This window comes from Desulfovibrio cuneatus DSM 11391, from assembly GCF_000430005.1.
In the GTDB taxonomy this organism is placed as follows: Bacteria; Desulfobacterota; Desulfovibrionia; order Desulfovibrionales; family Desulfovibrionaceae; genus Frigididesulfovibrio; species Frigididesulfovibrio cuneatus.
The window spans coordinates 17,941-42,915 of record NZ_AUCY01000020.1 but is presented as its reverse complement, the minus strand read 5'-3'; the positions used below and the strand labels follow the sequence as shown (position 1 = coordinate 42,915).

General features: G+C 56.0%; 18 protein-coding genes. 10 read left to right on the top strand and 8 right to left on the bottom strand.

The window, feature by feature from the left end; genetic code table 11:
- Window positions 1-51: 51 nt before the first annotated feature.
- From aat to ligA, 4 genes are all read left to right on the top strand, one after another.
- On the top strand, window positions 52-750 hold the full coding sequence (aat, locus tag G497_RS0106270; RefSeq protein ID WP_027187516.1) for a leucyl/phenylalanyl-tRNA--protein transferase: 699 nt from the start codon (window positions 52-54) through the stop codon (window positions 748-750).
- Window positions 737-2,815 carry an excinuclease ABC subunit UvrB gene (gene uvrB / locus G497_RS0106265; RefSeq protein ID WP_034636941.1) on the top strand — a complete coding sequence of 693 codons (2,079 nt, stop codon included), beginning with the start codon at window positions 737-739 and terminating at the stop codon, window positions 2,813-2,815. The genes aat and uvrB overlap by 14 nt, the downstream gene beginning before the upstream one ends.
- Window positions 2,816-2,985: 170 nt before the next feature.
- Entirely contained in the window at window positions 2,986-3,369 is a 384-nt protein-coding gene (locus G497_RS0106260) for a hypothetical protein (protein WP_027187514.1), read from the top strand.
- Between the two features lie 52 nt (window positions 3,370-3,421).
- Window positions 3,422-5,626 carry an NAD-dependent DNA ligase LigA gene (gene ligA / locus G497_RS0106255; protein WP_027187513.1) on the top strand — a complete coding sequence of 735 codons (2,205 nt, stop codon included), beginning with the start codon at window positions 3,422-3,424 and terminating at the stop codon, window positions 5,624-5,626.
- 167 nt (window positions 5,627-5,793) lie between these two features.
- Here the strand turns inward: ligA and G497_RS0106250 are convergent, their stop codons facing one another.
- Genes G497_RS0106250 through fliG form a run of 3 tightly spaced genes read right to left on the bottom strand, consistent with a single transcriptional unit; the run spans window position 5,794 to window position 9,015 of the window.
- Window positions 5,794-7,143, bottom strand: coding sequence for a FliI/YscN family ATPase (locus G497_RS0106250; RefSeq protein ID WP_027187512.1), 1,350 nt, complete (start codon window positions 7,141-7,143; stop codon window positions 5,794-5,796).
- Window positions 7,140-8,006 (bottom strand): FliH/SctL family protein, encoded by an 867-nt coding sequence (locus tag G497_RS0106245; protein ID WP_051257897.1) that lies wholly within the window; start codon window positions 8,004-8,006, stop codon window positions 7,140-7,142. Before G497_RS0106245 ends, G497_RS0106250 begins: the two co-directional genes overlap by 4 nt.
- On the bottom strand, window positions 7,993-9,015 hold the full coding sequence (gene fliG / locus G497_RS0106240) for a flagellar motor switch protein FliG (RefSeq protein WP_027187510.1): 1,023 nt from the start codon (window positions 9,013-9,015) through the stop codon (window positions 7,993-7,995). The genes G497_RS0106245 and fliG overlap by 14 nt, the downstream gene beginning before the upstream one ends.
- A 379-nt stretch (window positions 9,016-9,394) precedes the next feature.
- Between fliG and G497_RS0106235 the strand changes: the two genes are divergently transcribed.
- Window positions 9,395-10,039, top strand: a complete 645-nt coding sequence (locus tag G497_RS0106235) for a trimeric intracellular cation channel family protein (protein WP_051257896.1) — start codon at window positions 9,395-9,397, stop codon at window positions 10,037-10,039.
- Between the two features lie 141 nt (window positions 10,040-10,180).
- On the opposite strand, the gene G497_RS17045 is transcribed toward G497_RS0106235, so the two are convergent.
- The gene (locus G497_RS17045) at window positions 10,181-12,358 is read right to left on the bottom strand and encodes a heavy metal translocating P-type ATPase (protein WP_084516044.1); all 2,178 of its coding nucleotides are present in this window, start codon (window positions 12,356-12,358) and stop codon (window positions 10,181-10,183) included.
- Between the two features lie 67 nt (window positions 12,359-12,425).
- Window positions 12,426-12,872 (bottom strand): ArsR/SmtB family transcription factor, encoded by a 447-nt coding sequence (locus tag G497_RS0106225; RefSeq protein ID WP_027187508.1) that lies wholly within the window; start codon window positions 12,870-12,872, stop codon window positions 12,426-12,428.
- 370 nt (window positions 12,873-13,242) lie between these two features.
- Between G497_RS0106225 and G497_RS17040 the strand changes: the two genes are divergently transcribed.
- The 4 genes from G497_RS17040 (at window position 13,243) to G497_RS0106205 (ending at window position 16,354) form a co-directional block, all read left to right on the top strand.
- Window positions 13,243-13,617, top strand: coding sequence for a hypothetical protein (locus tag G497_RS17040; RefSeq protein WP_051257895.1), 375 nt, complete (start codon window positions 13,243-13,245; stop codon window positions 13,615-13,617).
- Between the two features lie 31 nt (window positions 13,618-13,648).
- Window positions 13,649-14,731, top strand: a complete 1,083-nt coding sequence (locus tag G497_RS20860; protein WP_084516042.1) for a septal ring lytic transglycosylase RlpA family protein — start codon at window positions 13,649-13,651, stop codon at window positions 14,729-14,731.
- A 254-nt stretch (window positions 14,732-14,985) separates the two neighbouring features.
- On the top strand, window positions 14,986-15,621 hold the full coding sequence (locus G497_RS0106210) for a flavodoxin family protein (protein WP_027187507.1): 636 nt from the start codon (window positions 14,986-14,988) through the stop codon (window positions 15,619-15,621).
- A 154-nt stretch (window positions 15,622-15,775) separates the two neighbouring features.
- Complete coding sequence (locus G497_RS0106205) at window positions 15,776-16,354, top strand: manganese efflux pump MntP (protein WP_027187506.1); 579 nt, start codon at window positions 15,776-15,778, stop codon at window positions 16,352-16,354.
- Window positions 16,355-16,861: 507 nt separating this feature from the next.
- On the opposite strand, the gene G497_RS0106200 is transcribed toward G497_RS0106205, so the two are convergent.
- Window positions 16,862-19,636 (bottom strand): ATP-binding protein, encoded by a 2,775-nt coding sequence (locus G497_RS0106200; RefSeq protein WP_169726975.1) that lies wholly within the window; start codon window positions 19,634-19,636, stop codon window positions 16,862-16,864.
- Window positions 19,637-20,399: 763 nt separating this feature from the next.
- Window positions 20,400-21,827, bottom strand: coding sequence for an MFS transporter (locus tag G497_RS17030; protein WP_156907963.1), 1,428 nt, complete (start codon window positions 21,825-21,827; stop codon window positions 20,400-20,402).
- Window positions 21,828-22,032: 205 nt separating this feature from the next.
- On the opposite strand from G497_RS17030, the gene dnaK reads away from it, so the two are divergent.
- Window positions 22,033-23,934 carry a molecular chaperone DnaK gene (dnaK, locus tag G497_RS0106190; protein ID WP_027187504.1) on the top strand — a complete coding sequence of 634 codons (1,902 nt, stop codon included), beginning with the start codon at window positions 22,033-22,035 and terminating at the stop codon, window positions 23,932-23,934.
- Window positions 23,935-24,046: 112 nt separating this feature from the next.
- Here the strand turns inward: dnaK and G497_RS17025 are convergent, their stop codons facing one another.
- Window positions 24,047-24,862, bottom strand: coding sequence for a tellurite resistance TerB family protein (locus tag G497_RS17025; protein WP_084516040.1), 816 nt, complete (start codon window positions 24,860-24,862; stop codon window positions 24,047-24,049).
- Window positions 24,863-24,975: the final 113 nt, after the last annotated feature.

Below are 24,975 nucleotides of genomic sequence, written 5' to 3'. Positions count from 1 at the left end.
GTGCGTGTGCGTCCTCTTTGTTTGCCCTGTGCCCCAGGGCTTTGGTGCCAAATGTCTGTATTTGCCCTTTCCCCTGACCCCCTGCTTTTTCCCCAGCCGCACTGGGCAGAGCCTGATGGCCTTTTGGCCGTGGGGGGCGACCTTACCCCCCAGCGCCTTGTGGCAGCCTACCACCAGGGCATTTTCCCGTGGTATAATGAAGATTCCCCCATACTGTGGTGGTCACCCGACCCGCGCTGCGTGCTGTTGCCCCGTAACCTGCATGTGCCCCGCTCCCTGGAACGTACCTTGCGCCGGGGAACATTCCATTTTACCTTTGACCATGACTTTGCCGGGGTTATTCGCCAATGTGCCGCCCAGCGGGAAGCTTCCGGCACGTGGCTGTTGCCCCAAATGCAGGAAGCGTATTGTGCCTTGCACGGCCTTGGGTTTGCCCACTCCGTGGAAGCATGGCACCAGGGCAGGCTGGTAGGCGGGCTGTATGGCGTTAGCCTTGGCAGGGCGTTTTTTGGGGAATCCATGTTCTACCATATGCCGGAAGCTTCCAAGACATGTGTGGTGTTTTTGGCCCGCGCCCTTGCCGGGGCGGGGTTTACCCTGCTGGACTGCCAGCAGACCACGGCCCACATGGTGCGTTTTGGCGCACAGGAAATGCCCCGCAAACAATTTTTGCACCTGTTAACCCAGGCGCTTGAAGCGCCCACCCCGTTGCAAAGCTGGAAGGATGGAATACCGCATGAGCACGCATAAACTCCCCGCAACCCCTGCGGTTTTTTCCCTGGAAACAGAGTACTCCCCCCGCGGTGACCAGCCTGAAGCCATTGCCATGCTACTGGAAAACCTGGAGCAGGGCGTGCGCGACCAAGTGCTTTTGGGGGTTACCGGTTCTGGCAAAACATTTACCATGGCCCAAACCATTGCCCGTTCCGGCAGGCCTGCCCTGGTGCTGGCCCCTAACAAAACCCTGGCGGCGCAGCTTTACAGTGAATTCAAGGGCCTGTTCCCCCACAACGCCGTGGAATATTTTGTCAGCTATTACGACTATTACCAGCCGGAAGCCTATGTGCCTTCTTCCGACACCTATATAGAAAAAGATTCAGCCATTAACGACAACATCGACAAACTGCGCCACGCCGCCACCCATGCCCTGCTCACCCGTTCCGATGTTATCATTGTGGCGTCAGTTTCTTGCATTTACGGCCTTGGTTCGCCAGAATATTACGCCCGCCTGGTTATTCCGGTGGAGGTGGGCCAGCGCACCAGCATGGATGCCATTATGCAGCGCCTGGTAGACGTGCAATATACCCGCAACGACTACGACTTTCACCGGGGCACCTTCCGGGTGCGTGGCGATGTGCTGGAAATTATTCCGGCCTATGAACACGAACAGGCCATTCGCCTGGAATTTTTTGGCGATGAAATTGAATCCCTCAGCGAGGTAGACCCCCTGACGGGTGACGTACTGGCCCGCATTGGCAAAACCGTTATTTACCCTGCCAGCCACTACGTTTCCGACCGGGAAAACCTGACCCGCGCTATTTCCGACATTCGGGTGGAATTACAGGAGCGTCTGGCGTTGCTCAAAGCGGAAAACCGCCTGGTGGAAGCCCAGCGCCTGGAACAGCGCACCATGCTGGACCTGGAAATGATGGAAGAAATGGGCTACTGCACAGGCATTGAAAACTATTCACGCCAGTTAGATGGCCGCGCCCCCGGTTCTGCCCCTTCCTGCCTGCTGGACTATTTCCCCGACAATTTTCTGCTGTTTGTGGACGAATCGCACATCACCATTCCTCAGGTGGGGGCCATGTTCAAGGGCGACCGTTCCCGCAAGGGCACCCTGGTGGAGTTTGGCTTTCGTCTGCCTTCTGCCCTGGATAACCGCCCCTTGAGTTTTGAAGAATTTCTGGAGCGCATTGGGCAGAGCATTTATGTTTCCGCCACCCCTGGCCCGTGGGAACGCGAAAGGGCCCAAGGCATTGTGGTGGAACAAATTATTCGCCCCACAGGGCTTGTAGACCCACAGGTGGAGGTGCGCCCCACCAAAGGCCAAATGGAAGACTTGCTGGGAGAATGCCGGGCCAGGGCGGAACGGGCCGAGCGTGTGCTTATTACTACCCTTACCAAGCGCATGGCAGAAGATTTGACGGAATATTGCAACAGCATGGGGGTGCGTACCAAGTACCTGCACTCCGACATTGACACCATGGAGCGCATGAGCATTATCCATTCCCTGCGCAAAGGGGAATTTGACGTGCTGGTGGGCATTAACCTGTTGCGGGAAGGCCTGGATATTCCTGAAGTGACCCTGGTGGCTATTTTAGATGCCGACAAGGAAGGTTTTTTGCGCTCGGCTGGCTCGCTCATTCAAACTTTTGGCCGGGCAGCCCGTAACGCTTCCGGCAGGGTTATTCTGTATGCCGACGCCATGACCAAATCCATGAAGGCCGCCATGGGGGAAACCGCCCGGCGCAAGGCCCGGCAGGAAGAGTATAACGAAGTCAACGACATTACCCCCATAACCGTGCGCAAAAATGTGGATTCCGCCTTTGATACGCTGTTTTCTGCCAATGAAGGCAGCGGCAAAGGCCGGGGCAGAGGGCGCGGCAAGGGGCAAAACCTGGCCGCAGCAGAGCCGGAAGCCGCACCAGCCTACTCCTCCCCCCGCGAGCTGGCCCGCCTCATTCAACGGCTGGAACGCGAAATGCGCGAAGCTGCCAAAGAACTTGAATTTGAACGGGCCGCAGAACTGCGCGACCGCATTCACCACTTGCGGAGCCAGTTGTTAGTGGCTGACACGGATGGGAAACGCTGATTTATTCCGTTTGGGCTTCGTTTCTTGCTTTTTTTGAGGCGGGGCAGGACCGAAGAGTCCAGCACCCGCCTCCAAAAAAGCTCGTGCCTTGCCAAACGAAAAAACTCACCGTTTCCAAAGCGAGTAACTACACATTTCTCTATGCAATACTCTCAATGAAGGAGTGCAATATGTATCATCATGTAATCCGACAATTTCTGTGTATTGTGCTTGCCGCCCTTGGTGTGGGCAGTGGCATGGGGTTTGCCCGTGCCGCAGGACAGGAACTGCGTACTGCCCAGAACAGGGGTAATGCGGTGGAAATGCAGGTTGGCCCCAATACCACCCATAGCGATGACGACAGCGCGGATACCATGCGCGTTGGGCCGGGGAGCAACAGGTCACGCAATGCAAACCGTAACGAGAATAACCGCAATCTGTACCCGAATTTTGCCAATGACGTACGGGTAGAGGTGCAGATCCAGCCGGATATGCCCTTCTGGCATTGGGGGCAAACCCGGCCTGATAACTCCCTTCCCCCGGCCACTCCAATGGCCCCTGAACGACGGCGTTAATTTTGGGGGGAATGCTCTCCCCATACAACAGGAATGAGCAATTGATTATCTTATGAATACTATGGAAAACCAGAAAGAACCCACAGCGGCACAAAAGGCCCGCGCCCAGGAATTACACACGGTGCTGGAGCATCATATTTGGCGGTACCATGTGCTGGACAGCCCGGAAATTACCGATGCCCAGTATGATGCGCTGTTCCACGAGCTCAAGGCGCTGGAAGAAGCATTTCCCGGCCTGCGCAGTGCCACTTCCCCCACCCAGCGGGTGGGCGGAGCGGTGCTGGGGGAGCTGCCTTCCATGCGGCACACCCTGCCCATGTACAGCCTGGACAACCTGTTCGCCCCGGCAGACTGGAACGAATTTGTGGCCCGGCTGCAACGCCTGATGCCCGCTGTGCACCCCGCTGCCATGGACTTTTGGCTGGAGCCGAAAATGGATGGCCTGGCCATGGAGCTGGTGTATGAGCAGGGCCAACTGGTGCGTGCCCTTACCCGTGGGGACGGGGAAACAGGCGAAGTGGTTACGGAAAATATCCGCACCATTCGCAACGTACCCCTGCGCTTGCGGGGGGAGAATATTCCAGAAATTCTTGAGGTGCGGGGCGAGGTGATTATTGCCCGGCAAGATTTTTCCCGGCTGAACCAGCGGCAGGAAGAAGAAGGCAAAAAAACGTTTGCCAACCCGCGCAATGCGGCGGCAGGTTCGGTGCGCCAGTTGGATTCCCGCATAACCGCCAGCCGCCCCTTGCGCTTTATTGCCTATGGGGTGGGTCAGGTGGAATGGCAGGAGACGCTTGAGGGCAATGTGGCTGACCCGTGGGATACCCAGGAAGCCACCATGCAGGCCCTTGGTACGGCGGGTTTTTCCTTGGCTGAAGGCGCTACCGTGTGCCACGGGGCCGAGGCTGTAGTGCCGTGGCTACAGGCCCTGGAAGCACAGCGCCACTCCATGCCCTATGATATTGACGGCGGCGTGGTAAAGCTGAACCGCCTGGACTGGCAAGAAGAGCTTGGCTTTACGGCCCGTGCCCCGCGCTTTGCCGTGGCCTGGAAGTTTGCAGCGGAACAGGCCCAAACCACGTTGCTGGATATTCAGGTGCAGCTTGGCCGCACCGGGGTGCTTACCCCAGTGGCGGTGCTGGAACCTGTGGAAGTGGGCGGCGTGACTGTTGACAGGGCCACCCTGCACAATGAAGACCAGATTGCCGCCAAAGACGTGCGCGTGGGCGACACCGTTATTGTGCAGCGGGCAGGCGATGTGATACCCGAAGTGGTGGCCCCGGTGCTGGAAAAGCGCCCGCAAGGGGCTGTGCCCTATCGCTTTCCTTCCCACTGCCCGGAATGCGGCACGGCAGTGCGGCAGGTGGCAGGGGAAGTGGCGTGGCGTTGCCCCAATGCGGGGTGCCCTGCGGTGCTGCGCGAAGGGGTGAAGTATTTTGCTTCCAAGGGGGGGCTGGACATTTCCGGCCTTGGGGCCCGCTGGGTGGAGCTGTTCATTGCCAATGGGCTGGTACGCACCGCAGCAGACCTGTTCCGGCTGGACATGAAAGCCCTGCTTTCCCTGGAGCGCATGGGGGAAAAGTCTGCCAGCAACATGCTGGAAGCCTTGGAAGCCGCCCGCGTAAAAGCCACCTTGCCGCGCCTGTTGTGTGCCCTGGGCATTCGTCACGTGGGGGAACAAACGGCCAAAGCCTTGGCAAGGCAGTTTGGCTCCTTGGATGCCTTGCAAAACGCCACGCTGGGGGCGCTGTGCGCCGTGCCGGACGTAGGCCCGGAAGTAGCCGGGGCCGTGCAGGACTATTTCAGCCAGCCCGCCAACAAGGCCTTGCTGGAAGATTTCCGCAGCCTTGATTTGTGGCCTGTAATGGCAGCGAAGAAACCGCGCCCTGTTGCGGCTGTCAGGCCACAGGCAGGACAAAATGCCGGGCAGGCTATTTCTACCACCCAGCAGGGCAGCCTGTTTGGGTTGCTTGGGGCACAGGGCACCCAGCAAATTCCTACTGAACAGGAAGATGCCAGCGAAGCGGCCCCCCTGGAAGGCAAAACCTTTTTGTTCACCGGCAGCTTGCCCACCTTGAAACGCTCGGAAGCGGAAGCCATGGTGGAAGAAGCCGGGGGCGAGGTACTGGGCAGTGTGTCCAAAAAGCTGGATTTTCTGGTGGTGGGGGAAGCTCCGGGCTCTAAACTTGCCAAGGCGGAAAAGCTGGGTATTGCCGTGCTTTCGGAAGAGGCCCTTTTAGCCTTGCTCCGGGGCTAGTTTGCACGCACTTTGCTGTTGGCCTTATCAACGGGAACAGTGCCCTTTATATCGCTCGCAATTTTTGGGGAACGCGTTGGAATTTGACAGTGCTAAGGGGTACGCGGCGGCACCCCGCACCCCCCTCCCCTCTAAACAGGTAAAGGCGGCTTGCGCCGCCTTTGTTTCTACGATTTCGCCAACGCCGAAAGCGCCGCAAAACTCTGCTCCAATGTGGCACCATCCTCCACATCTTGCTGCAAAAATTGATTAATATCCGGCATACTCACAATGGCCTTGTCAATTTCCGGGTTGGCACCCGGCACATAAGCCCCAATGTTCACCATATCTTCCACTTTACGGAAGGTCGCCATACGGGAAAGCACAATACGGCTGGCATCTCTGTCTACTTGCTGGCAAATATCATTCCGCAATCGGCTAATGGACCGCAACACGTCAATAGCAGGAAAATGCCCCTGATCAGCAAGGTCGCGGGTCAGCACAATGTGCCCGTCCAGAATGGAACGCACGGCATCGGCAATGGGTTCGTTAAAGTCGTCGCCATCGACCAGCACGGTATAAATGCCGGTAATGGTTCCGTGCGCGTTTGTTCCTGTACGTTCCAGCAACCGGGGCAACTGGGCAAACACCGAAGGGGTGTACCCTTTTGTGGTAGGGGGTTCCCCCACGGAAAGGCCAATTTCCCGCGCAGCCATGGCAAAGCGGGTGACGGAATCCATCATGAACAGCACGTCTTTGCCCTTGTCGCGGAAGTATTCGGCCACTGCCGTGGCAGCATAGGCGGCACGGGTACGAATGAGGGGAGACTGGTCAGACGTTGCCACAATAAGGACTGAGCGGGCCAAACCTTCCGGGCCTAAATCTTTTTCAATAAATTCAACAACTTCTCGGCCTCGTTCACCTACCAGGGCAATCACGTTCACATCAGCCTTGGTGCGCCGGGCCATCATCCCCATAAGGGTAGATTTACCCACACCGGAACCTGCCATAATGCCCATGCGCTGCCCTTTGCCAAGGGTAAGCAAGGCGTTAATGGCCCGCACGCCCACGTCCAAAGGTTCATGAATGCGCGGTCTTGTCAGGGCCTGGGGTGGGTCGGCAAAAATGGGCTGCACGTCGGAAGAATCCAGCACTTCATCTTCCTCCCTGCCTGTTTGCAGGGGTACGCCAAACGCATCCAGCACCCGGCCCAGCAGGCCTTCGCCCACAGGGAAAAGGGGAGGCAGGCTGGAGTTGCGCACAAGGCTGCCGGGCTGCACGCCGCGCAAATCGCCATAAGGCATAAGCAGCAGCTTGCCTTCACGAAAGCCCACCACTTCCACGGGCACCCCTTCATCCATTGTGGTGGGGTTGGAATGGGCGCTTTCTTCGGGTAAAATATGGCACAAGGAACCAAGAGGGGCTTTAATACCACTGCTTTCCGCCACAAGCCCCACCACCTTGCTCACCTTGCCAAAGGCGGTCACAGGGGAAATGTCTTCAAGCATGCGGCGTATGCCGTGTGGGTCTGGGCTCATGGCATTTCTGGCAGTGAAAGGTGACGAAGGACGCTATCTACCGCAGCAAGGCGGCTTTCCACAGTGCTTTGGGCCATGGAAGAACCCGTATCAAGCTTCAGGCCCCCTGGGGTTATGCTGGCATCTGCCACCACCTTCCAGGTGCCAATATCCGTGCGGCGCTCGGTGGTGGACTGCATAATGTCTGTAATGGCGGGCTCGTCTTCCGGGTGAACACACAGGGTAATAATGCGGTGGTCTTCCAGGGCGGAGAGGGACTGCTCAATAAGGCTGCGCAGCACGGCTGTGCGTTCTTCCGAAATGGTAATGGCTGTGGCTTTTTCCACCGCAAGGCGGGCAACCCCCACAATATCGTCCTGCCAGTTGCGAAACACCTGGGTGCATTGCCCTTCAATGGCTGAAAGGACAGAAGCCACGTTTTCCGCAATGCTGGTACGAAATACTTCCAGCTCTTCCTTGGCTTCTGCAAGGCCGTTGGTATAGCCTTCCTGGCGGGCAGCTTCACGTATGTCTGCCACCTCGGCCTGGGCTTTGGCCAATAGTTCGCTGGCCATAGCACTGGCCTTGCTTTTTACCCGTTCAAGGTAAGCGGCCTCGTCTGCTTCTGTCCAGTAAACAGAGCGGGACTGTTCAATGCCACCAAAGGCAACTTCCCTGCCGGATGCATATACAGTGCCCCAATATTCTTCGGTGCGGCTTTCCAGGTCGGCGCCCTGTTCTTCACCGGGGGCGTGTGTGTCGCCTTCTTCGGGCATGGGCGCTTCCCCGGCAAATGCGGCCTGGGGGCTGCCCTGTGCCACTGCGGGGTCCGCTGCGGGCTCTGCCGGCATGGTAATGGGGGGGTGGGGGTTAGACGAAGACATCGCCGCCTCCACGGCTTATGGTTACCCTGCCGTCACCTTCCAGTTTGCGTACAATGCGTACAATGTTTTGCTGAGCGGCCTCTACATCTGCCAGGCGGGTTGGTCCCATAATCTCCAGGTCTTCCTTGATCATGCCGGAAGCGCGTTCCGACATGTTGCGGAAGAAGATGGCGCGCATATCTTCGGCAGCACCGCGAAGAGCCATGGTAAGGTCTTCGTTGGAAATTTCCTTGAGCAGCTCGCGAATGGAGCGGTCGTCCAGGCCGGAAACGTCGTCGAACACGAACATGAGGTTGCGAATTTCTTCTGCCACGCTGGGGGAATCTTCTTCAATTTCTGCCAGCACTTCTTCTTCAGTGGAACGGTCAACGGCGTTAAGAATTTCTGCAACGGCCTGCACACCGCCCACTTTTTTGCCTTCCTTGCCACCCATGGCAATAAGCTGGCTTTGCAGCACTTTGTCCACTGCCATAAGCATTTCCTCTGGCACCGCTTCCAGCCGGGCAAGGCGCATAAGCACTTCCACCCGCACACCAGCAGGCAGCCTTGTCAAAAGGTCTGCGGCATGGTCGCTGGGCAGGTTGCCAAGAATAAGGGCCAGGGTTTGCGGGTGTTCGTTGCGTAAAATTTGGGCCAGCAACTTGGGGCTTACCTTGCCAATTTCCCGGAACGGCACAGGCCCGGTATCCAGGTTCAGGTAGTCGCTTACGTATTTGGCTGTGTCGCTGTCTACGTTTGGCAGCAGCAGGCGCTTCACCGCTTCTTTACCGCCGCGCACCAGTTCGCGCCCGGTTACCAGGTCGTGGTAGTATTCACGCAGAACAACTTCCACCATTTCTTTGGGAACAGTTTCAAGGTCTACCATGGCTTGTGAAACAGCAGCAAGTTCATGGCGCTCCATGCGCTTGAACATTTCAGAAGCAAACTGTTCGCCAAGGGCCAGCAAAAGCACCGCAGTTTTTTGCGCGCCATTGAGCGTGGTGGCTGGAGTGTTGTCGTCGCGTGCCATATCAATTCCTTTCCGTTTTCCATATTCCCTGGCAGGGGGTGCGCTGTATGTACTACGCATGTGAATGCCGGGTGCGGCATGGTGCCGCCGTGGCAATAAATCTAAGCAAAAATGCTATTGCAAATTGTGTGCCTACGAACAAATTCCTCGTTGCCCTAAGGGGAAACAGCACACCACACGTGCCCCCGGTACCGGGAACAAAAAAATGACAAGTAAAATACCAATACAAAAAACCGGGCAACCTTGCCTGAATACACTTGTTTACGAAAAAGTAAAAAGAGTGTACCCCGTTGATACGTAAAAAGCAAGAAACAGCCCTTTTGGTACGTGTTATCACGCATCGAGGGCATAGCCCCTGAACATTTTCCTGGTAAAAGGTATGGAGATAGAACGCGTTGTTGTGGAGCAAACCGTAAGCACATTTGTTACCTGGCTGAACAGCGCGGGTATTGTGGTGTTTGCCATTAGTGGTGCTTTAGCGGGCATTCGCCGCCAAATTGATATCTTTGGCATTTTAGTGCTGGCATTTATCACCTCCAGCTTTGGTGGTATTTGCCGCGACGTTATGCTGGGCATACCCCCTGCTGTGGTGCAAGACAATTACCAGCTTGGCCTTTCCCTGGGGGCAGGGTTGCTGGCCTATGTAGCATACCCGCTCATGAACAAGCTGCGTAACCCCATTGAATTTTTTGACGCCTTGGGCCTTGGGGCGTTTACCGTACTGGGTGCGGAAAAAGCCCTTTCCTTTGGCATAACCCCCTTGTGGGCCGTTACCCTTGGGGTGGTTACAGCAGTGGGGGGCGGCGTTGGCCGCGACCTGCTGGTGGGGGAAGTACCTTCCGTGCTGCGGCGTGAAGTGTATGCCACGGCTGCCTTTCTTGGGGGCGGGGTGCTGGTGCTGGGCACGCTATGGCTGCCAGAATGGCAAAAACTGTTCATGGCTTCCGGGGTGCTGGCCTGCTGCTGGCTGCGGGTGTATTCCTTGTACAGAAACTGGAACCTGCCCCGCCGCAAAGGCGTTTAGGGGGAAACGCTGATTTATTCCGTGTAGCGGCGTTGCATCACTTTCTCCGCTCTTGCGGCGAGTTACATACTTCGGCGGCATCGCCGCCTTCGGCTCCCGCCTTGCAGGCAGTTCCCAATTCCGCTTATAAGGATTTTCCCCCTACTCCCGCCGGGCTGCACGGGTGGCATTAAGCACCGCCAGCAGGGCCACGCCCACATCGGCAAACACAGCTTCCCACAGGTTGCTCATGCCCACAACCCCCAGGGCCATGAACAGGGTTTTAATACCCAGGGCCAGGCAAATATTCTGCACAACAATGGCCCGCACCCTGGTTGCCAAGGTAAACAGGGCAGGCACGTTCATGGGGGAATCGTTCACAATCACAGCATCTGCCGCTTCAATGGCAGCTTCCGCCCCCACGCCGCCCATGGCAACCCCCACCCTGGCGGTGGTTAAAATGGGGGCATCGTTAATGCCATCTCCCACAAACATCACACGGTCTGCCCCTGCCAGTTGTTCCATGGCAGCCACTTTACCTTCCGGCAAAAGTCCGGCGGTGTAGCCGCCAATGCCTGTGGCTGTTGCCACGCGCCCGGCTGCGGCAGCATTGTCGCCCGTAAGCATAAATGTTTTTTTGCCCATGGCGTGCAAAGCAGCAATGGCCTTGGCCGCTTCCGGCTTAATGGTGTCTGCCAGCACAACGCACCCAAGGTAGGTGCCGTTTTGCGCCACATGCACCTGCGCCCCGGCCAAAATACCGTCCTCGTCATACCCTGTACCGCCGGATGCATCTTGCAGCATGGGCACGGCAATGCCGTGTTCCGCCAACAGGGCTGCCGTGCCTGCCAGCAGGATTTCTGCACCCTGCTCCACCAGCAACCCCTTGCCGGGAATTTCCGTTATGCGGGCGGCATCCGGCCCTTGCGAGTCCTCCTGTTGTTCTGTGGGTGCATGGCTTTGCACTGGAGCAGTAACCAGCCCCAAACCTTCCACATGGGCCACCAAAGAACGGGCAATGGGGTGGTTGGAATGGCGCTCCGCCCTGGCAGCCACTTCCAGCAGGGTATTTTCTGCCACACCAGGGGCAGGGGCACTGTGGGTAACGGAAAACTGCCCCTGGGTCAGGGTACCTGTTTTGTCAAATACCACGGTATCCACATGCAGCAGGCTATCCAGCACGGTGCCGCCTTTCACCAGTATGCCCTGGCGTGAAGCCGCCCCAATGCCCCCAAAGTACCCAAGGGGAATGGAAATAAGCAGGGCGCAGGGGCAGGAAATAACCAGCAGCACCAGGGCGCGGTAACCCCACTGGGCAAACGTGGCCCCCGGCACAATCAGCGGGGGCAGCAGGGCCACCAGCACGGCTGCCGCCACCACAGCAGGGGTATAGTACCGGGCAAGCCGGGTAATAAGCCGCTCCGTGGGGGATTTATTGGCAGCAGCACTTTCCACAAGGTGCAGAATGCGCGCCATGTGGCTTTGAGCAAAGGGGCCGCTGGCCTGCACCAGCACCACCCCGGAAAGGTTAATGGAACCGCCAAGGGCAGTGCTGCCCGGCTCCAGCAGCACAGGCATGGATTCCCCGGTAAGGGGGCTTTGGTCGGCCTGGGTGGACCCTTCCAGCACCGTACCATCCACAGGGAATTTCTCCCCGGCCTTCACCACCACCACATCCCCCTGCACCACGGCTTCCGGCGGCAGCACTTCTTCCTGCCCGCCCCGGCGCACACGGGCCACCGTGGGGCGCACTGCCAGCAGGCTTTCCACTGAACGGCGGGAACTGGCTGTGGCTTTATCCTGCACATACTCCCCTACCCGGTAGAACAGCATCACACCCACCGCTTCCGGCAGTTCCCCCAAGGCAATGGCTGCCACGGTGGCTACGCACATCAGGCTAAATTCATTGAACAGGCTCTTATGGCGCACCAAAGCAATGGCCTGCCGGAACACCGGAACACCACAAAGCAGATAGGGCACGGCGTACAGCCCCACACGCAGCCAGGGGGACAACAGCCCCGGCTGAAAATGCTCCAGGGCAAGGGTGGGGAAAAATAGCAGGGCAGCCAGGGCCAGAAGGCGACCTTCCTGCCCGCCGTGTTCGTGGCTGTGGTCATGGCCTTCTTCAGGGTTCCCCCCAGGCTTGGTCGCACAGCAGGCGCAGGCCGGCCTGCCCCTTGCTGGCCCGGTTGAAGTGCTGCCAGCCGGGGCTGCTGGGCCGTTATGGGAAGAAGCCGCCGGGGTGGGGCAAGAAGCCGGGGAACAAGGTTCCTGCGGGGTGGCCTGCCCTGGGGCACAGCACCCGGTGGCGCAACTGGGGGGGGAGGTTGGAGCAATCATAGAGATCCTTTCAAAACAACACGTCTTTTACGCACAGCGCTTGGCACACTTCGCTATTTCAAGCCACCTATATAATTGTAATGGCATCGTCCTCTTCTGCATCCGCTGCAAGGCTGTGTATGGCAAGAGAATGGCAAAGTTCGCGGCCCTGCCCTTCCGGCGCGTCCGGGCACAGGCGTTGTTCTTCCGCCAACATGCGCTGCAAGCGGGTGCGGTCTGCTTCTATTTGGGGTGTTGCTTCAAGGCTTTGCACCACCCAGTTCAGGGCTTGTTGAATATATGCCGGGGCTGTGGCCGGGTTTACCGGGGCGTAATACACCCACTTGCCATGTTTGCGGCTTTCAATAAGCCGGGCCTGGCGCAAAATGGAAAGATGCTTTGAGGTAGTGGAAGGGGCAAGGTCTAAAAGCGCGGTAATTTGGCACACGCACAACTCCTGCTGGTGCAGGGCCATAAGCATACGCACCCGGTTTTCATCTGTCAGGGCTTTGGTCACGAACATAAACGCAAACATGGCAGCCTCCGCTGTCTTTTTTTCATTTCGTCATATGCCGAATTGTAGCGAATGAAAATGAGAAGTCAAGTGCTCAATGCGTTATTTCGCCAAATAGCGAATTGTTATGTGGTAGCCATGCTTCTGGTTCAAGTTCTCGACTCATATCTTTGTACCCATGGTTCCCATCCCTACGCACGTCAAACTCTTGGCACAAAAGGGCATACATTGCCTGGCAGGGGGAATGCCGCGGGGCATTGTTGGCTGCTTTACATAGAGAGAGAATACTTTTGCACTATTGGCAAGCTAATTGCAAAAGGCAGGCATACCCTAGCGCTAAGGCCCCCTGCACAGCAGGGAAGAAATAATCAATTCGGTAAAGGAGTGAATCATGCTGTTTTTACTTGGTGGAGAAAAGAAGAAGCAACAGGCTGCTGCCCGGCGTGTTGAAAACGTGGACCGCGTAAGAGATTTGTTCAACACAGGCCGCTTTCCTGTGGTAACCACCAACGCCCTAGACGACAACCGTAAGATAGGCAAAGTACTTGGCCTTGTGGTGTGCCGTGGCTACGATTCCGATGAAACCTTTTTTGGCATGGCTGCCCGTGCAGTAAACAAGGGCGCACAGGCCATTGTTGGCTACCAGGAAAGTGTGGCCTTCCACCCGGACGGCAGCAAATACTTTACCTGCTACGGGACGGCTGTGCAGTTTGAAGGTGCAGGCCAGCGTTCCGGCACTGGCACCGGCTTTGAATTGAATTTATAACCAGACACTGCGTTCCCATAAGGAGTGATGCATGAAAGGCAAGGTGGATAACAGCACAAAGCCCATGTGCGCGGTTGCCCCTTCCTGCAACAAGGAGGAGGCAAGCACAACGGGTGTTCGTTGGTGGCTTCCCTTACTTCTGTTAGTTGCGGCCCTGGCCGTTTCAGGGTGTTCATTGCACAAGTCTTCCCCTGGCAAGGGCAGCACTGCCTCTTATGGCAAGCGCGGGTTCAAGCCTTATACCATTCGGGGGAAAACCTATTACCCTCTGCAATCAGCTCATGGGTTTAAGGAAGAAGGCATTGCTTCCTGGTATGGCAGGGATTTTCACGGAAAGGCCACAGCCAGCGGTGAACCCTATGACATGTACGGCATGACCGCTGCCCACAAAGTACTGCCCCTTGGCACACAGGTGCGGGTGACCAACAAACGCAACGGGCGCTCCATTGTGGTATACGTTAACGACCGTGGCCCGTTTATTGATGACAGAGTGATAGACCTGACCCATTCAGGGGCCAAGCAACTTGGCATGTTGGGGCCAGGCACCGCCCATGTGGTGGTGGAACATGTGGCTTCCGCCACAGATGCCCCGCCCCCCGCGCCAACGCCTGCCCCCTATGTACCCCCTGCCCCGCAAACCGCCCCGGCAGCCCCGCGCCCTGTGCCTGAACCTGGCCCCATGGTGGCACACAATTCTGGCGGGCAAGGCTATGGCACGCAAGAATATCCTGGGCAACGTTCCGGCGGGCGCCCGGTGCCAACCCCTGTGGGCAGCCCTGTATATGGTGCAGCGCATACCCCTGGGTATGGCACCAGCGCTGGCACCACGGTGCAAAACCAGGGGCAGGCAGGTTCTTCTGCTGCCTACCGCACGGCTGCCACACAAGGGAAAGGACAATATTTTGCGCAAATCGGGGCCTTTTCCGTACAGGGCAATGCTGAGCGCCTGTGCGAAAAAATACGCCAAACCGGGGTGCCTGCCCGCAGCTTGTATGACAGCCAGAAAGGGTTGTGGCGGGTTCAGGTTGGCCCGTACCGCAGCGTGAATGAAGCGAACCAGGCCGCTGCTACAGTGCGCAAAAGCCCCACCCTGCTTTCCAGCATGGACAGGTAACCTGGCGCACCCCAAAAGTTTACTGCCCCCTGCATGCCGTTGTGGCCATGCAGGGGGCAGTGCTGTTTAGCTCTTTTTTCACCATTCCCTTGAGCCTTGGGAGCAGAAACGGTATAGTGCGGCTTACGGCAAGGTGAATGAGCACCTATTTACCCCGTGCCAGCAGTGCAGCAACAATGACGTGAACGGATAAACCATTACTGCACAACGCTGTTACCAGCGTAAAATACACGAACAACCATGCAGGAGCAGTTATGAAAGTTGTAGCAATTAACGGCAGCCCCAAAGTAAAAGGCAACACCTACCAGGCGCTGGAAGCCATGGCAGGCGTGCTGGCAGAGCAAGGCATTGAAACCTCCATTTTGCAGGTAGGCAAAGAGCGTGTTAGCGGCTGTGTAGGGTGTAATACCTGCGCCGTGCGCCAAGACCGCCAGTGTGTTTTTAAAGACGATATTGTGAACGAATCCGTAGAACTGCTTGCCGCTGCCGACGGTATTATTATTGGCTCCCCTGTGTATTATGCAGGGCTCAACGGGTCATTAAAGTCATTTCTGGACCGCGTGTTTTATGTGTGCGGTGCCAACCGTTCCCTGCTGCGCCACAAGGTGGGCATGGCCGTGGCTGTGGCCCGGCGTGATGGCGGCACCCCCACGGTGGATCAAATCAACAAATATTTCCAGATTACGGAAATGATTTTGCCTAGCGGTAACTACTGGACATCCGTGCATGGCGGTGCCCCTGGGGAAGTGCTGCAAGATGATGAAGGCATGTCTACCCTGCGTACCGCTGCTGCCAACATGGGGTGGGTAATGCGGCTTATTGAGCATGGCAAGCAGGCTGTGCCTGCGCCAGCGTTTGAGGCGCGCCCCCGTACCAACTTCATCCGTTAGTGAGGAAACACGGATTTTTTCCGTTTGGCGACTTTTATCCGCTCGGGCTTCGTGGAGATGTGCGGGCAGCAAAGCTACCCGCACTTTACGGTAAAGATTTCGCGTTGCCACCGTTCACCCTACCATACCCTTTCCCTTTTACCCCATATTCCCCATGCCCTATTTTGAAATTATGCTTCTTGCCCTGGCCCTTTCCATGGACGCCTTTGCCGTGGCCATTGCCACGGGCGTGCGCCTGCGCAAAATAAACCGCCGCCAGTTTTTCCGCCTGTGCTTTCACTTTGGCCTGTTCCAGTGCCTTATGCCCATTATTGGTTGGGCCCTTGGCCTTACTGTGCGCCATTATATTGAAGCATGGGACCACTGGGTGGCCTTTGCCCTGCTTAGCCTTGTGGGCATAAACATGATTCGCGAATCACTTGGCAATGAAGATGACGAACAGGAAGACACCCTTGACCCCACAAAAGGCTGGTCCCTTGTGCTGCTTTCCGTTGCCACAAGCATAGACGCCCTGGCTGTTGGCCTTTCCATTGCCGCCCTTGGCTACAGCATTTGGCTGCCTGCCGCCATTATTGGTGTGGTGTGTGCCGGGCTTACCTTTGTGGGCCTGCACATTGGCCGCATTACCGCCGGGGCCGCTGTGCTTGGTTCGCGCGCTGCCCTTTTGGGGGGGCTTACCCTGCTGGGCATTGGGCTGAACATTTTACGTGAACACGGTGCCATGTCATTTTAGAGCAATTTCACTTTGAAATTGCTCTAAAAATAGTGTTGCCTTACATTGGGGGACGCTGTCCCCCAAGCCCCCTGCAAGGGACGTTTCGCCCCTTGACCCCTTTTGGGGTTACGTAAAAGAATCCCCCATACACAGTGTATGGGGGATTCTTTTATAAAAATCTTGCAAGTTAAAAACCCACTCATGTAATTGCGGCAGGAAACGCGCAGTTATTTCGTTTGGTAAGGCGCGAGGTTTTATTGAAGCAGGAGTGACAATTCCGCAGGAAAGCGGAATTGGGAACCGCCCATAAGGCGGGAGCCGAAGGCCGAGGCCCAGGACGGGCCGAGTCAACTCTTCCGTCCTCGACTGTTTCCTTTATCCGCTCGGGCTTCGGGGAGGTATGCGGGTAGCAAAGCCACCCGCATACTCTGCCCTCACTCCACGGCTCGCGATGCTCGCGACTGCCGTCGGCTTTAGGGGTATAACACCGCCAAACGGAATAAATAAGCGTTTCCTCGGCAACGATTATACGCCAAGCTTATCCCGTATAACAGCCAGTGCCTCCAGGGCCTCGGCAAAATTAAAGTCGCTGGCCGCATCCACCACTCGTTTGCCTGCCCTGCCATCCACAACGCGCAGTTGTGGCCCAAGGCGCATGGCCACCTCTCGGGCATCTGCGTCATCTTCTTCCAGCAAGGCAGCCAGGGCAACCACTTCTTTTGCAAGGGCACCCGGCGCAGCCGGGGCAGCCACCACCACGTTTACAGAATCAGCCATGTGTTGCTTTGCAGGCATACTGCTGCCACAATGAAAGAGCCATCGTTCCAGACGCTCCTGCACAGCCGGGGCAGGAAATTCTGGGTTCAGGCAGCCACTCAGCCCCTTAATACGGCCAAAGCACACATGATCCTGGGCAGAACACCCCGCATACACAAGCAGTGGTAAGCGTTCCCCGACCCGTTGCAAGCGCATACTTTGCACAAAGTGTACATATTCTGCAATGCGGTTAACAGGCACAACCACAACAATTATATCAAAGCGTTTCTCTTCATCACAGGTTTGCACAGCACCAAGGGCTTCCTTGGCAGAATGCACCGTGGTTACATGCAGTTGCATTTGTTCAATGGCGGTTGTCAGCGGCGCGTAACTGCCTGCCTTTTCGTCTACAACCAGTAGCAGGCTTTGCCCGGCAAAGGGTTTATCTGCCACATGCACCCATTCAGGCAGGGGCTGCAACGTGCCCCCTTCCAGTTCGCACAGGCCCTCGGGGCTGCTGGTGTTGGAAATTTTCAACCGCAGGGTAAATGCCACCACAGTGCCAAGGCCCGGCTGGCTGCGCAGGCTAATTTCCCCGCCCATGGCTTCCACCAGTTTGCGGGTTAAGGCAAGGCCAACCCCGGTGCCCCCATACCTTCTGGTATCGGAAGCATCGCGCTGGTAAAAGGGCTCAAACAAATGCTCTTGCCCCGCTTCGTCAATACCAATGCCGGAATCTTCCACCTGGCAGGCCAGCAGAACCTCACTCCCCAGGTTTTCCTGCAACACGCAGCACACCCGCACGCCGCCAGTTTCCGTATATTTTATGGCATTTTGCACCAGGTTTTTAAACACAACCCCAAGGCGGTCCACATCTCCTTTCAGAATATGCGGGATAACGGGGTCAATGTACACTGTACATTGCAACTTTTTGCTTTTCCGGTACTCGTCAAAAGTCCTAACAGCGGCATACACCACGCTTTCAAACCGGAACGGGACTTCTTCAAAACTCACCTTGCCGGTGCCGGTGTTGGCATATTCCAGAATGTTGTTGAAAATACCCAGTAACGCTTCACTGGCTTTTTGTATTTTTTCTACAAATTCGCGCTGCTCTTCACTCAACGCAGAACGCGAAACAAGATAGGCCATGCCCGAAATAACATGAATAGGCGTGCGCACTTCATGCCCAATGGTGGACAAAAACGTGCTTTTTGCCTGGTTTGCCGCCTCTGCTTCGTTGCCCAAAAGTTCTGTAAGCCGGGCGTAGGCAGCAAGTTCTTCATTGGCGTGGCGCAGGGCCGCCAGGGTTTCCTGCAAATGCGTGCGCCGCTCCTGTTCCTGAGTAATGTCTACGCTGGTAAAACGAATGCCCTGGGCCTGCCCCTGCTTGTCGTAAAAGGGTGCGCCAGAACTACGTAAAAACCGCTCTTTCCCGGCCTGGTCAAGAATGGCATGTTCCACACCACGAAAATAGCCCGCGCTGGTATTCTGGCGCTCAATTTGAGTAAAAAACTGTTCCGCATAGTCCTGCCCACCCAAGAGATGAATAAAATCCATCCCCTTAACGTCATCAGGCTTAATGCTGAACACCTCTTGTGAACGCTCTGAAATGTACCCTACATCACCATTGGTGCTTACTTCACAAATAACTTCCCCGGTGGCCAAAGAAACATCGTCAAACCGGGTATACGCTTCCGAAAGTTTTTCTGCGGTGTGAGCAAGGGAAAAGGCCGCTCCCATCAGGGTGCCCACCATACCCAAGGCTTCTTTTTCCGCATCGCTCCAGAGCTTTTCTTCCTGGTATGAAACAAAAACAACAGCCCCCAAAAAACGTCCTTGCCCAGAAACAGGGGCACAGCACACAGAACGCATCAGACTTTCCCGCAAAAAGGCCTTGGTTTCGGAACGGGTTTCCGGGCTGTGGGAACCCACCACCTGCCCGGCCAACAAGGGGCCTTTCCATTCTGAAAACTGCACCAGAAACTGCCCCCCATCAGGCAGGGGGCCGTTGGCTGCCGGCAAGCCTTCCTTTTTCCAGAAGCATGCGCCTGCAACCTGCTGGGCAAGCATGGTTTCAGCAGGGGTTACCCAAAGCTGCACCGCGTCAACCCCAACCCCTTCGCCCAGCAATTCCAGCACAAGGGCAAGGCTGGCGCTGTAGTTGCCACCACAGCCAAGCAAAATATCCACTGCCCCTTTAAGGCCTGAAAAAAACACCGGGGAAAGGCTACGCTGGTGCCCGGGCTGCTCACTTTCCAATTCCGAAGAAAGGGCATAGGCGCGGGAAGGTGCAGGGGTAAGGGCTGGCCCCTGTGCCGCAGTGGGCGGGGCCATTTGAACAAGCACAAAACTTTCCTGCGCGGCCAGCACCTGTACTTGTAGCGTAAGGGAAGAGGCCCGCAGGTCTGCCCCGGGGATAGAGGCGTTCACACTGCCGCGAGGCGGGGAAACAAACAACTTGCCCAGCGCATGGCGTGAATCATGAGAGGAAAAATATTGCAACAGATCAGTTTGCTGGGGAAAAATTGTAGAAAAAGACGCCATGAACTGATCATTACAATCTAAAAGAGTAGGGGGTGACACTTTCCAGAGAGATAACGGCAATGGCAACGCTTCAAACAGTTTTTTTTCCATAAACAGCGAAACAGGGTCCTGTGGTTGCCCGACAACCTGAGCAGCATGGGCGGCACGACAGCCCAAAACACCCCACACGTTCCTGGCAAGCTTCCGCAAAGTATATATAAAAAACAAACCCATACTATTACTCCATAAGGGAAATCTTGTTCCAGGACAAGTTATTTGTCAAGCTCGAGTTTCCCTGTACGCAGAAGTTCGTAACGAAGTAATCATAGCATATAACATAAATCATGCCTATCAAAATATGTGGAGACCTTTTTCTTTGATTCTTTTCGCTCGGGCTGCGGGTTCCATGCTCCGGCAGCGAAAAGTAAAGTGGTTTCACTCAAGGGAAGTTCTTTGCGTTTCCATCCGTTCAAAAAAGCGAAGCCGTTGCGAGCATCGGGACGCGGCTTTGCGCGTTCACGATGCGAGCAAGGGGGCTGTGCTTGGGCGGGGCGTTGGTGAAAAGATAGTATTTTTTGTGCAGGCAAGGCGGCGGCGGATTTTCCTAGGGGCTGACCTCACGGTCTGCCCTGACGGAAAATTTGCCGCCAACGCAGCATGCATAAAAAAGCCTAGTTTTACCAACGTGCCACGCCCAAAACAAAACACAAAAATAAAGCACGCAGCTTGCACTAAACGGAGTCAGACCGTTCCCCTCTCTGGCGAGGGTCATAGCCCTGCCCCACTAAAGCGACCAGCCCTTGGCATGCACCCGCCGCCACACCACCGTGGCAAGGCCAGCCAGCACACCGCCATACACCAAAAACACCCCGGCACTGGCAGCCACCCTGGCTGTTTCCTGCGCAAACAAGGCAGCCGCCACAGCCCCAAGCCCTGCGGCAACCACATAAAACAACACCCCGCAACAGGCAATAAACACAAAGGACAAAAAATTGGAAACCCCAATAACCCGCCCTTTTTCAGAAGGGGCCGGGCGCACCTGAATAAAGCTTGCCAGGGGAATAAGGTACACCCCGCCGCACACCCCGCACAGGAACAGCCACACAAAAAACCAGCCCGCCTGGGCCATGGGTACCCAGGGCAACAGCGTTGGTGCCAACGGGGTGGCAGCCACTGCCCACAGGCACAGCCCCATGCCAAGGGATGCAGGGGCCAGCAGGCGCTGCCAGCTTTCCGCCGGGGTGCGCCCGGCAAACAGCGCCCCCACGGCAATGCCCACCATAAGCGCGGAAGAAAGCATACTGCTGAAGGTATCGCTGTAGCCCAGGGCAGCGCTGAGATTGCTCACGCTGATAACGGCAATGGCGGCAATGCCATAAAAAAACGCTTCCGCACACAGCACCAGAAACAGGGCACTGTCCCCGCGCAAGGCCCAAAAATGACGGAAAGAATCCACAGGCCCGGCCCAGGGAAACGGGTGCTGCTGTGTGTGTTGCTGGCGCGGGGGCTGGCGCATGGTAAAGGCCACCAACACACCCACTACAGCCACCAGTATAATGAACAGGCCTGCCATGCCCCGGCCAAAGGCCAGTTGCCCACCAGCCCCTTGCAGGGCAGGCATCCAGGCCAGAACCGCATCAGGCATGTGCACAACGTGCAGCCCTGCGGCTTGCTCCGGGGCCAGCACATAGCGAAAATCCAGAAAAAAGCCTGCCCCGGCAATGCCTGCCAGCACCGCCACAGTGGAGGCAAGCTTGATAAGAGAATTTACCCTGGGCACAGCGGGGGCTTCAAACAGTTCAGGAATAGCGCCGTTCAAGGCCGGGCTGAAAAACGTGGCCTGTAACCCCATAAAAAACAACACGGCCAGCATGCCCGCCCACAAGCCATGCAGCAATGCCCAGGCCCCCAGCAACAGGGCTACACATTCCACAGCTTTTGCCCCCACCACAATATGCTTTTTAGGTACTTTGTCTGCCAGCCACCCGGCCCAGGCCGAAAACAGAATAAAAGGCAGGGAAAACAGCACAGTGGCATAGCTTTGCATGGAAGTAAGCCCGGCGGAAGCTGCCAGCAGCACGGCACACTGCTTATAAAAATTGTCTGTAAAGTTGCCAAGGGCAAAACAGCCGCCCATGCTCAGCACGGCGCAAACACCTGCGCCCCTGCCCCCATCTCCATTTTTTTGCAAATGTGCCTGTTTGTTATTCATGCAGCGTACAGCCTTCTTTTTAAACAGAATCAATATGTTATCGTTTAATATAAAACCATCGGCCCGGTAAGACAATAAAAATTTCGTGAAAATGGGTGGCTATCTCTAGACGCTTCCAAAAAAGAACTTATCTTTCCTGATGAATACGTAAATATACCTGCGGTGCATTTGCGCCGCAATTGATGAGCGAGGAGGAACTGCGCATATGGGTAAGATAATTGGAATTGACCTTGGTACCACCAACTCTTGTGTTTTCGTTATGGAAGGCAAAGAGCCAAAGTGCATTACCAACCCCGAAGGTGGGCGTACCACACCGTCCATTGTAGCCTTTACAGACAAAGACCGTCTCATTGGCGACATTGCCAAACGCCAGGCCGTTACCAACCCGGAACGTACTGTGTTTGGTATCAAGCGCCTGATGGGCCGTAAATTTGACACGCCTGAAATTAAAAACTGGAAGACCCACAGCCCATACCACATTGTTGCCGATAAAAACGGCGACGCTGCGGTGGAAGTTGAAGGCCGTACATACACTGCCGCTGAAGTTTCTGCCATGATTCTTGGCAAGCTGAAAGCAGACGCGGAAGCCTACCTTGGGGAATCCGTTACCGAAGCGGTTATTACCGTTCCGGCCTACTTCAACGACTCCCAGCGCCAGGCCACCAAAGACGCTGGCCGCATTGCCGGGCTTGAAGTGAAACGTATCATCAACGAACCCACGGCCGCTTCCCTGTCTTACGGGGCCGATAAAAAGGCAAACGAAAAAATTGCCGTATTCGACCTTGGGGGCGGTACCTTCGACATTTCCATTCTGGAAGTGGGCGACAACGTGGTGGAAGTGCGCGCAACCAACGGCGACACCTTCCTTGGTGGTGAAGACTTTGACCAGCGCGTTATTGAATGGATATCTGCTGAATTCAAAAAAGAAAGCGGCATTGACCTGACCCAGGACCGCTTGGCCCTGCAACGCCTGAAAGAAGCTGCGGAAAAGGCCAAAAAAGACCTTTCCACCGCTCAGGAAACAGAAATAAACCTGCCCTTTATTACGGCAGACCAAACGGGCCCCAAGCACCTTACCATGAAGCTTTCCCGTGCCAAACTGGAAAGCCTTGTGCAAGATTTGGTGCAGCGCACCATTGAGCCCTGCAAAAAGGCCCTTGCCGACGCAGGCCTGAAAGCTTCTGACATTGACGAAGTGGTACTGGTGGGTGGCATGACCCGTATGCCCCTGGTGCAAAAAACCGTCACCGACTTCTTCGGCAAGGAACCCAACCGTTCCGTGAACCCGGACGAAGTAGTTGCCATGGGCGCAGCCATTCAGGGCGGCATTCTTACTGGCGATGTGAAAGACATACTGCTGCTGGACGTAACCCCGCTTTCCCTGGGTATTGAAACCCTGGGTGGTGTTATGACCCGTCTTATTGACCGCAACACCACTATTCCGGCCCGGAAAAGCCAGGTGTTTACTACTGCGGCAGACAACCAGCCTTCAGTTTCCATTCACGTTCTGCAAGGGGAACGGAACATGGCTGGCGACAACATGACCCTTGGCCGCTTTGAACTGACGGGCATTCCCCCGGCACCACGTGGCCTGCCACAAGTTGAAGTAAGCTTTGACATTGACGCCAACGGTATTGTGAATGTTTCTGCCAAAGACCTTGGCACAGGCAAAGAACAAACCATTCAGATTACCGCTTCTTCCGGCCTTTCCGAAAAAGAAATTGAAAAGCTGGTGAAAGAAGCTGAATTGCACGCTGACGAAGACAAAAAGCGCATGGCTGTTATTGAAGCGCGCAACAAGGCTGACTCCCTGATTTATGCCACAGAAAAATCGTTGGCAGACCTGGGCGACAAAGCCGACGCTTCCATGAAAGCAGACATTGAAGCAAAAGTAACCCTGGTGAAAGAAGCCATGAAGGGTGAAGAACTGGAAGCCATTGAAAAGGCAACCGAAGAACTCTCCCAGGCTTCTCATAAACTGGCAGAACAGCTTTACGCACAAAAAAGCCAGGAAGGCGCAGGCCATGCCGAAGCCGACCCGCACGCTGGTAAGCCAAAAGACAAAGACGACGACGTTGTGGACGCAGACTTTACTGAAGTAAAGTAAGCAGCCTGCCCACGCAGAATACAACAACGCCCCTGAAAGGTATTCCTTCAGGGGCGTTGTTTTTATGCAGCGCAAACAGGCGGTGCAGGCGAATCAATTTTCCAGAAATTATTTACCCGTTATTGGCAGCATACACCTGCTGTTTCAGGGCCTCTGCTTCCTGCTCCAGACGGAACTTTACTTCTGCCGAAATGTGCAGGCTTGCAGCCAGGCCGTCCAGGTAGCTGCGCTCCATAAAGTGGTCTACGTCTACAATAAGGCAGGAAAGCTTGTAAATGTCGTATCCCTCTTCTTGTGAACCCACTTTTGCCGCAATGGAAGCCGGGTCAAGGGGCTTGTGCAGCAATTCTTCAATAAGCTTGGTGGGTTCTTGGCCTGGGCACAATTTTGCCACTGTTTCGTAAATTCTGCTTTGTTCCGTTTCATCAATGTGCCCGTCTGCCCGCGCCGCAAACACCATGGCTTCCACAAGCATCAGGGCTTTCACGCTTGCATCCTGAACAGTTACGGGCTGGCTGCCTGGGGCTGCCACAGGCATGTTGCCTTGCGCGGCTGTGCCGGGCTGTGCAGTGGGGGCAGGACCGCCAGTTTGGGCAGTGCCGGGTTGCGCCCACTTCTGGTAAAACTGCCATGCCAGGGCACCCACGGCGGCAGTACCACCCACAACCAAAGCGCCTTTGGCCACCTTTTGTACCGACTTTCCGGTAACAAGCGCCCCCAACAGGCCACCAAGGGCACCAGCCCCCAGCAGGCCACCAAGGCTATTGCCCCCAAGGTTTTGCTTTAACGATTCCATTGCACCGCTGCCACTTACTTGCCCCAGTGTTTCCTGCGCCTTATTTTTTATGTCATTCAAAGCCGGGTTGTTCAGCAGGCTGTCAAATAGATTGCTTATTGATTTCTCCTTATAAAAACTTTTATTCGTCATATAATGCGTGCTTGCCTCCCACCTGTCAAGGCAAAGGCAACCACCATGCCCACAGTGCCCACAACACTGTAAGCCCAACGGGTCGCTTTGCACATTCTCCCTGGAACAGGAAC

Excerpts from the sequence above, each read along its gene's own strand:
- G497_RS0106260 (WP_027187514.1), top strand. The coding sequence starts at position 2,986 with ATGTATCATCATGTAATCCGACAATTTCTGTGTATTGTGCTTGCCGCC.
- G497_RS17025 (WP_084516040.1), bottom strand. The coding sequence starts at position 24,862 with ATGACGAATAAAAGTTTTTATAAGGAGAAATCAATAAGCAATCTATTT.
- ligA (WP_027187513.1), top strand. The coding sequence starts at position 3,422 with ATGAATACTATGGAAAACCAGAAAGAACCCACAGCGGCACAAAAGGCC.
- fliG (WP_027187510.1), bottom strand. The coding sequence starts at position 9,015 with ATGGCACGCGACGACAACACTCCAGCCACCACGCTCAATGGCGCGCAA.
- G497_RS0106235 (WP_051257896.1), top strand. The coding sequence starts at position 9,395 with ATGGAGATAGAACGCGTTGTTGTGGAGCAAACCGTAAGCACATTTGTT.
- uvrB (WP_034636941.1), top strand. The coding sequence starts at position 737 with ATGAGCACGCATAAACTCCCCGCAACCCCTGCGGTTTTTTCCCTGGAA.
- G497_RS0106200 (WP_169726975.1), bottom strand. The coding sequence starts at position 19,636 with ATGGCGTCTTTTTCTACAATTTTTCCCCAGCAAACTGATCTGTTGCAA.
- G497_RS17040 (WP_051257895.1), top strand. The coding sequence starts at position 13,243 with ATGCTGTTTTTACTTGGTGGAGAAAAGAAGAAGCAACAGGCTGCTGCC.
- dnaK (WP_027187504.1), top strand. The coding sequence starts at position 22,033 with ATGGGTAAGATAATTGGAATTGACCTTGGTACCACCAACTCTTGTGTT.
- G497_RS0106250 (WP_027187512.1), bottom strand. The coding sequence starts at position 7,143 with ATGAGCCCAGACCCACACGGCATACGCCGCATGCTTGAAGACATTTCC.
- G497_RS0106225 (WP_027187508.1), bottom strand. The coding sequence starts at position 12,872 with ATGTTTGCGTTTATGTTCGTGACCAAAGCCCTGACAGATGAAAACCGG.
- G497_RS0106210 (WP_027187507.1), top strand. The coding sequence starts at position 14,986 with ATGAAAGTTGTAGCAATTAACGGCAGCCCCAAAGTAAAAGGCAACACC.
- G497_RS0106245 (WP_051257897.1), bottom strand. The coding sequence starts at position 8,006 with ATGTCTTCGTCTAACCCCCACCCCCCCATTACCATGCCGGCAGAGCCC.
- aat (WP_027187516.1), top strand. The coding sequence starts at position 52 with ATGTCTGTATTTGCCCTTTCCCCTGACCCCCTGCTTTTTCCCCAGCCG.
- G497_RS0106205 (WP_027187506.1), top strand. The coding sequence starts at position 15,776 with ATGCCCTATTTTGAAATTATGCTTCTTGCCCTGGCCCTTTCCATGGAC.
- G497_RS17030 (WP_156907963.1), bottom strand. The coding sequence starts at position 21,827 with ATGAATAACAAACAGGCACATTTGCAAAAAAATGGAGATGGGGGCAGG.
- G497_RS20860 (WP_084516042.1), top strand. The coding sequence starts at position 13,649 with ATGAAAGGCAAGGTGGATAACAGCACAAAGCCCATGTGCGCGGTTGCC.
- G497_RS17045 (WP_084516044.1), bottom strand. The coding sequence starts at position 12,358 with ATGATTGCTCCAACCTCCCCCCCCAGTTGCGCCACCGGGTGCTGTGCC.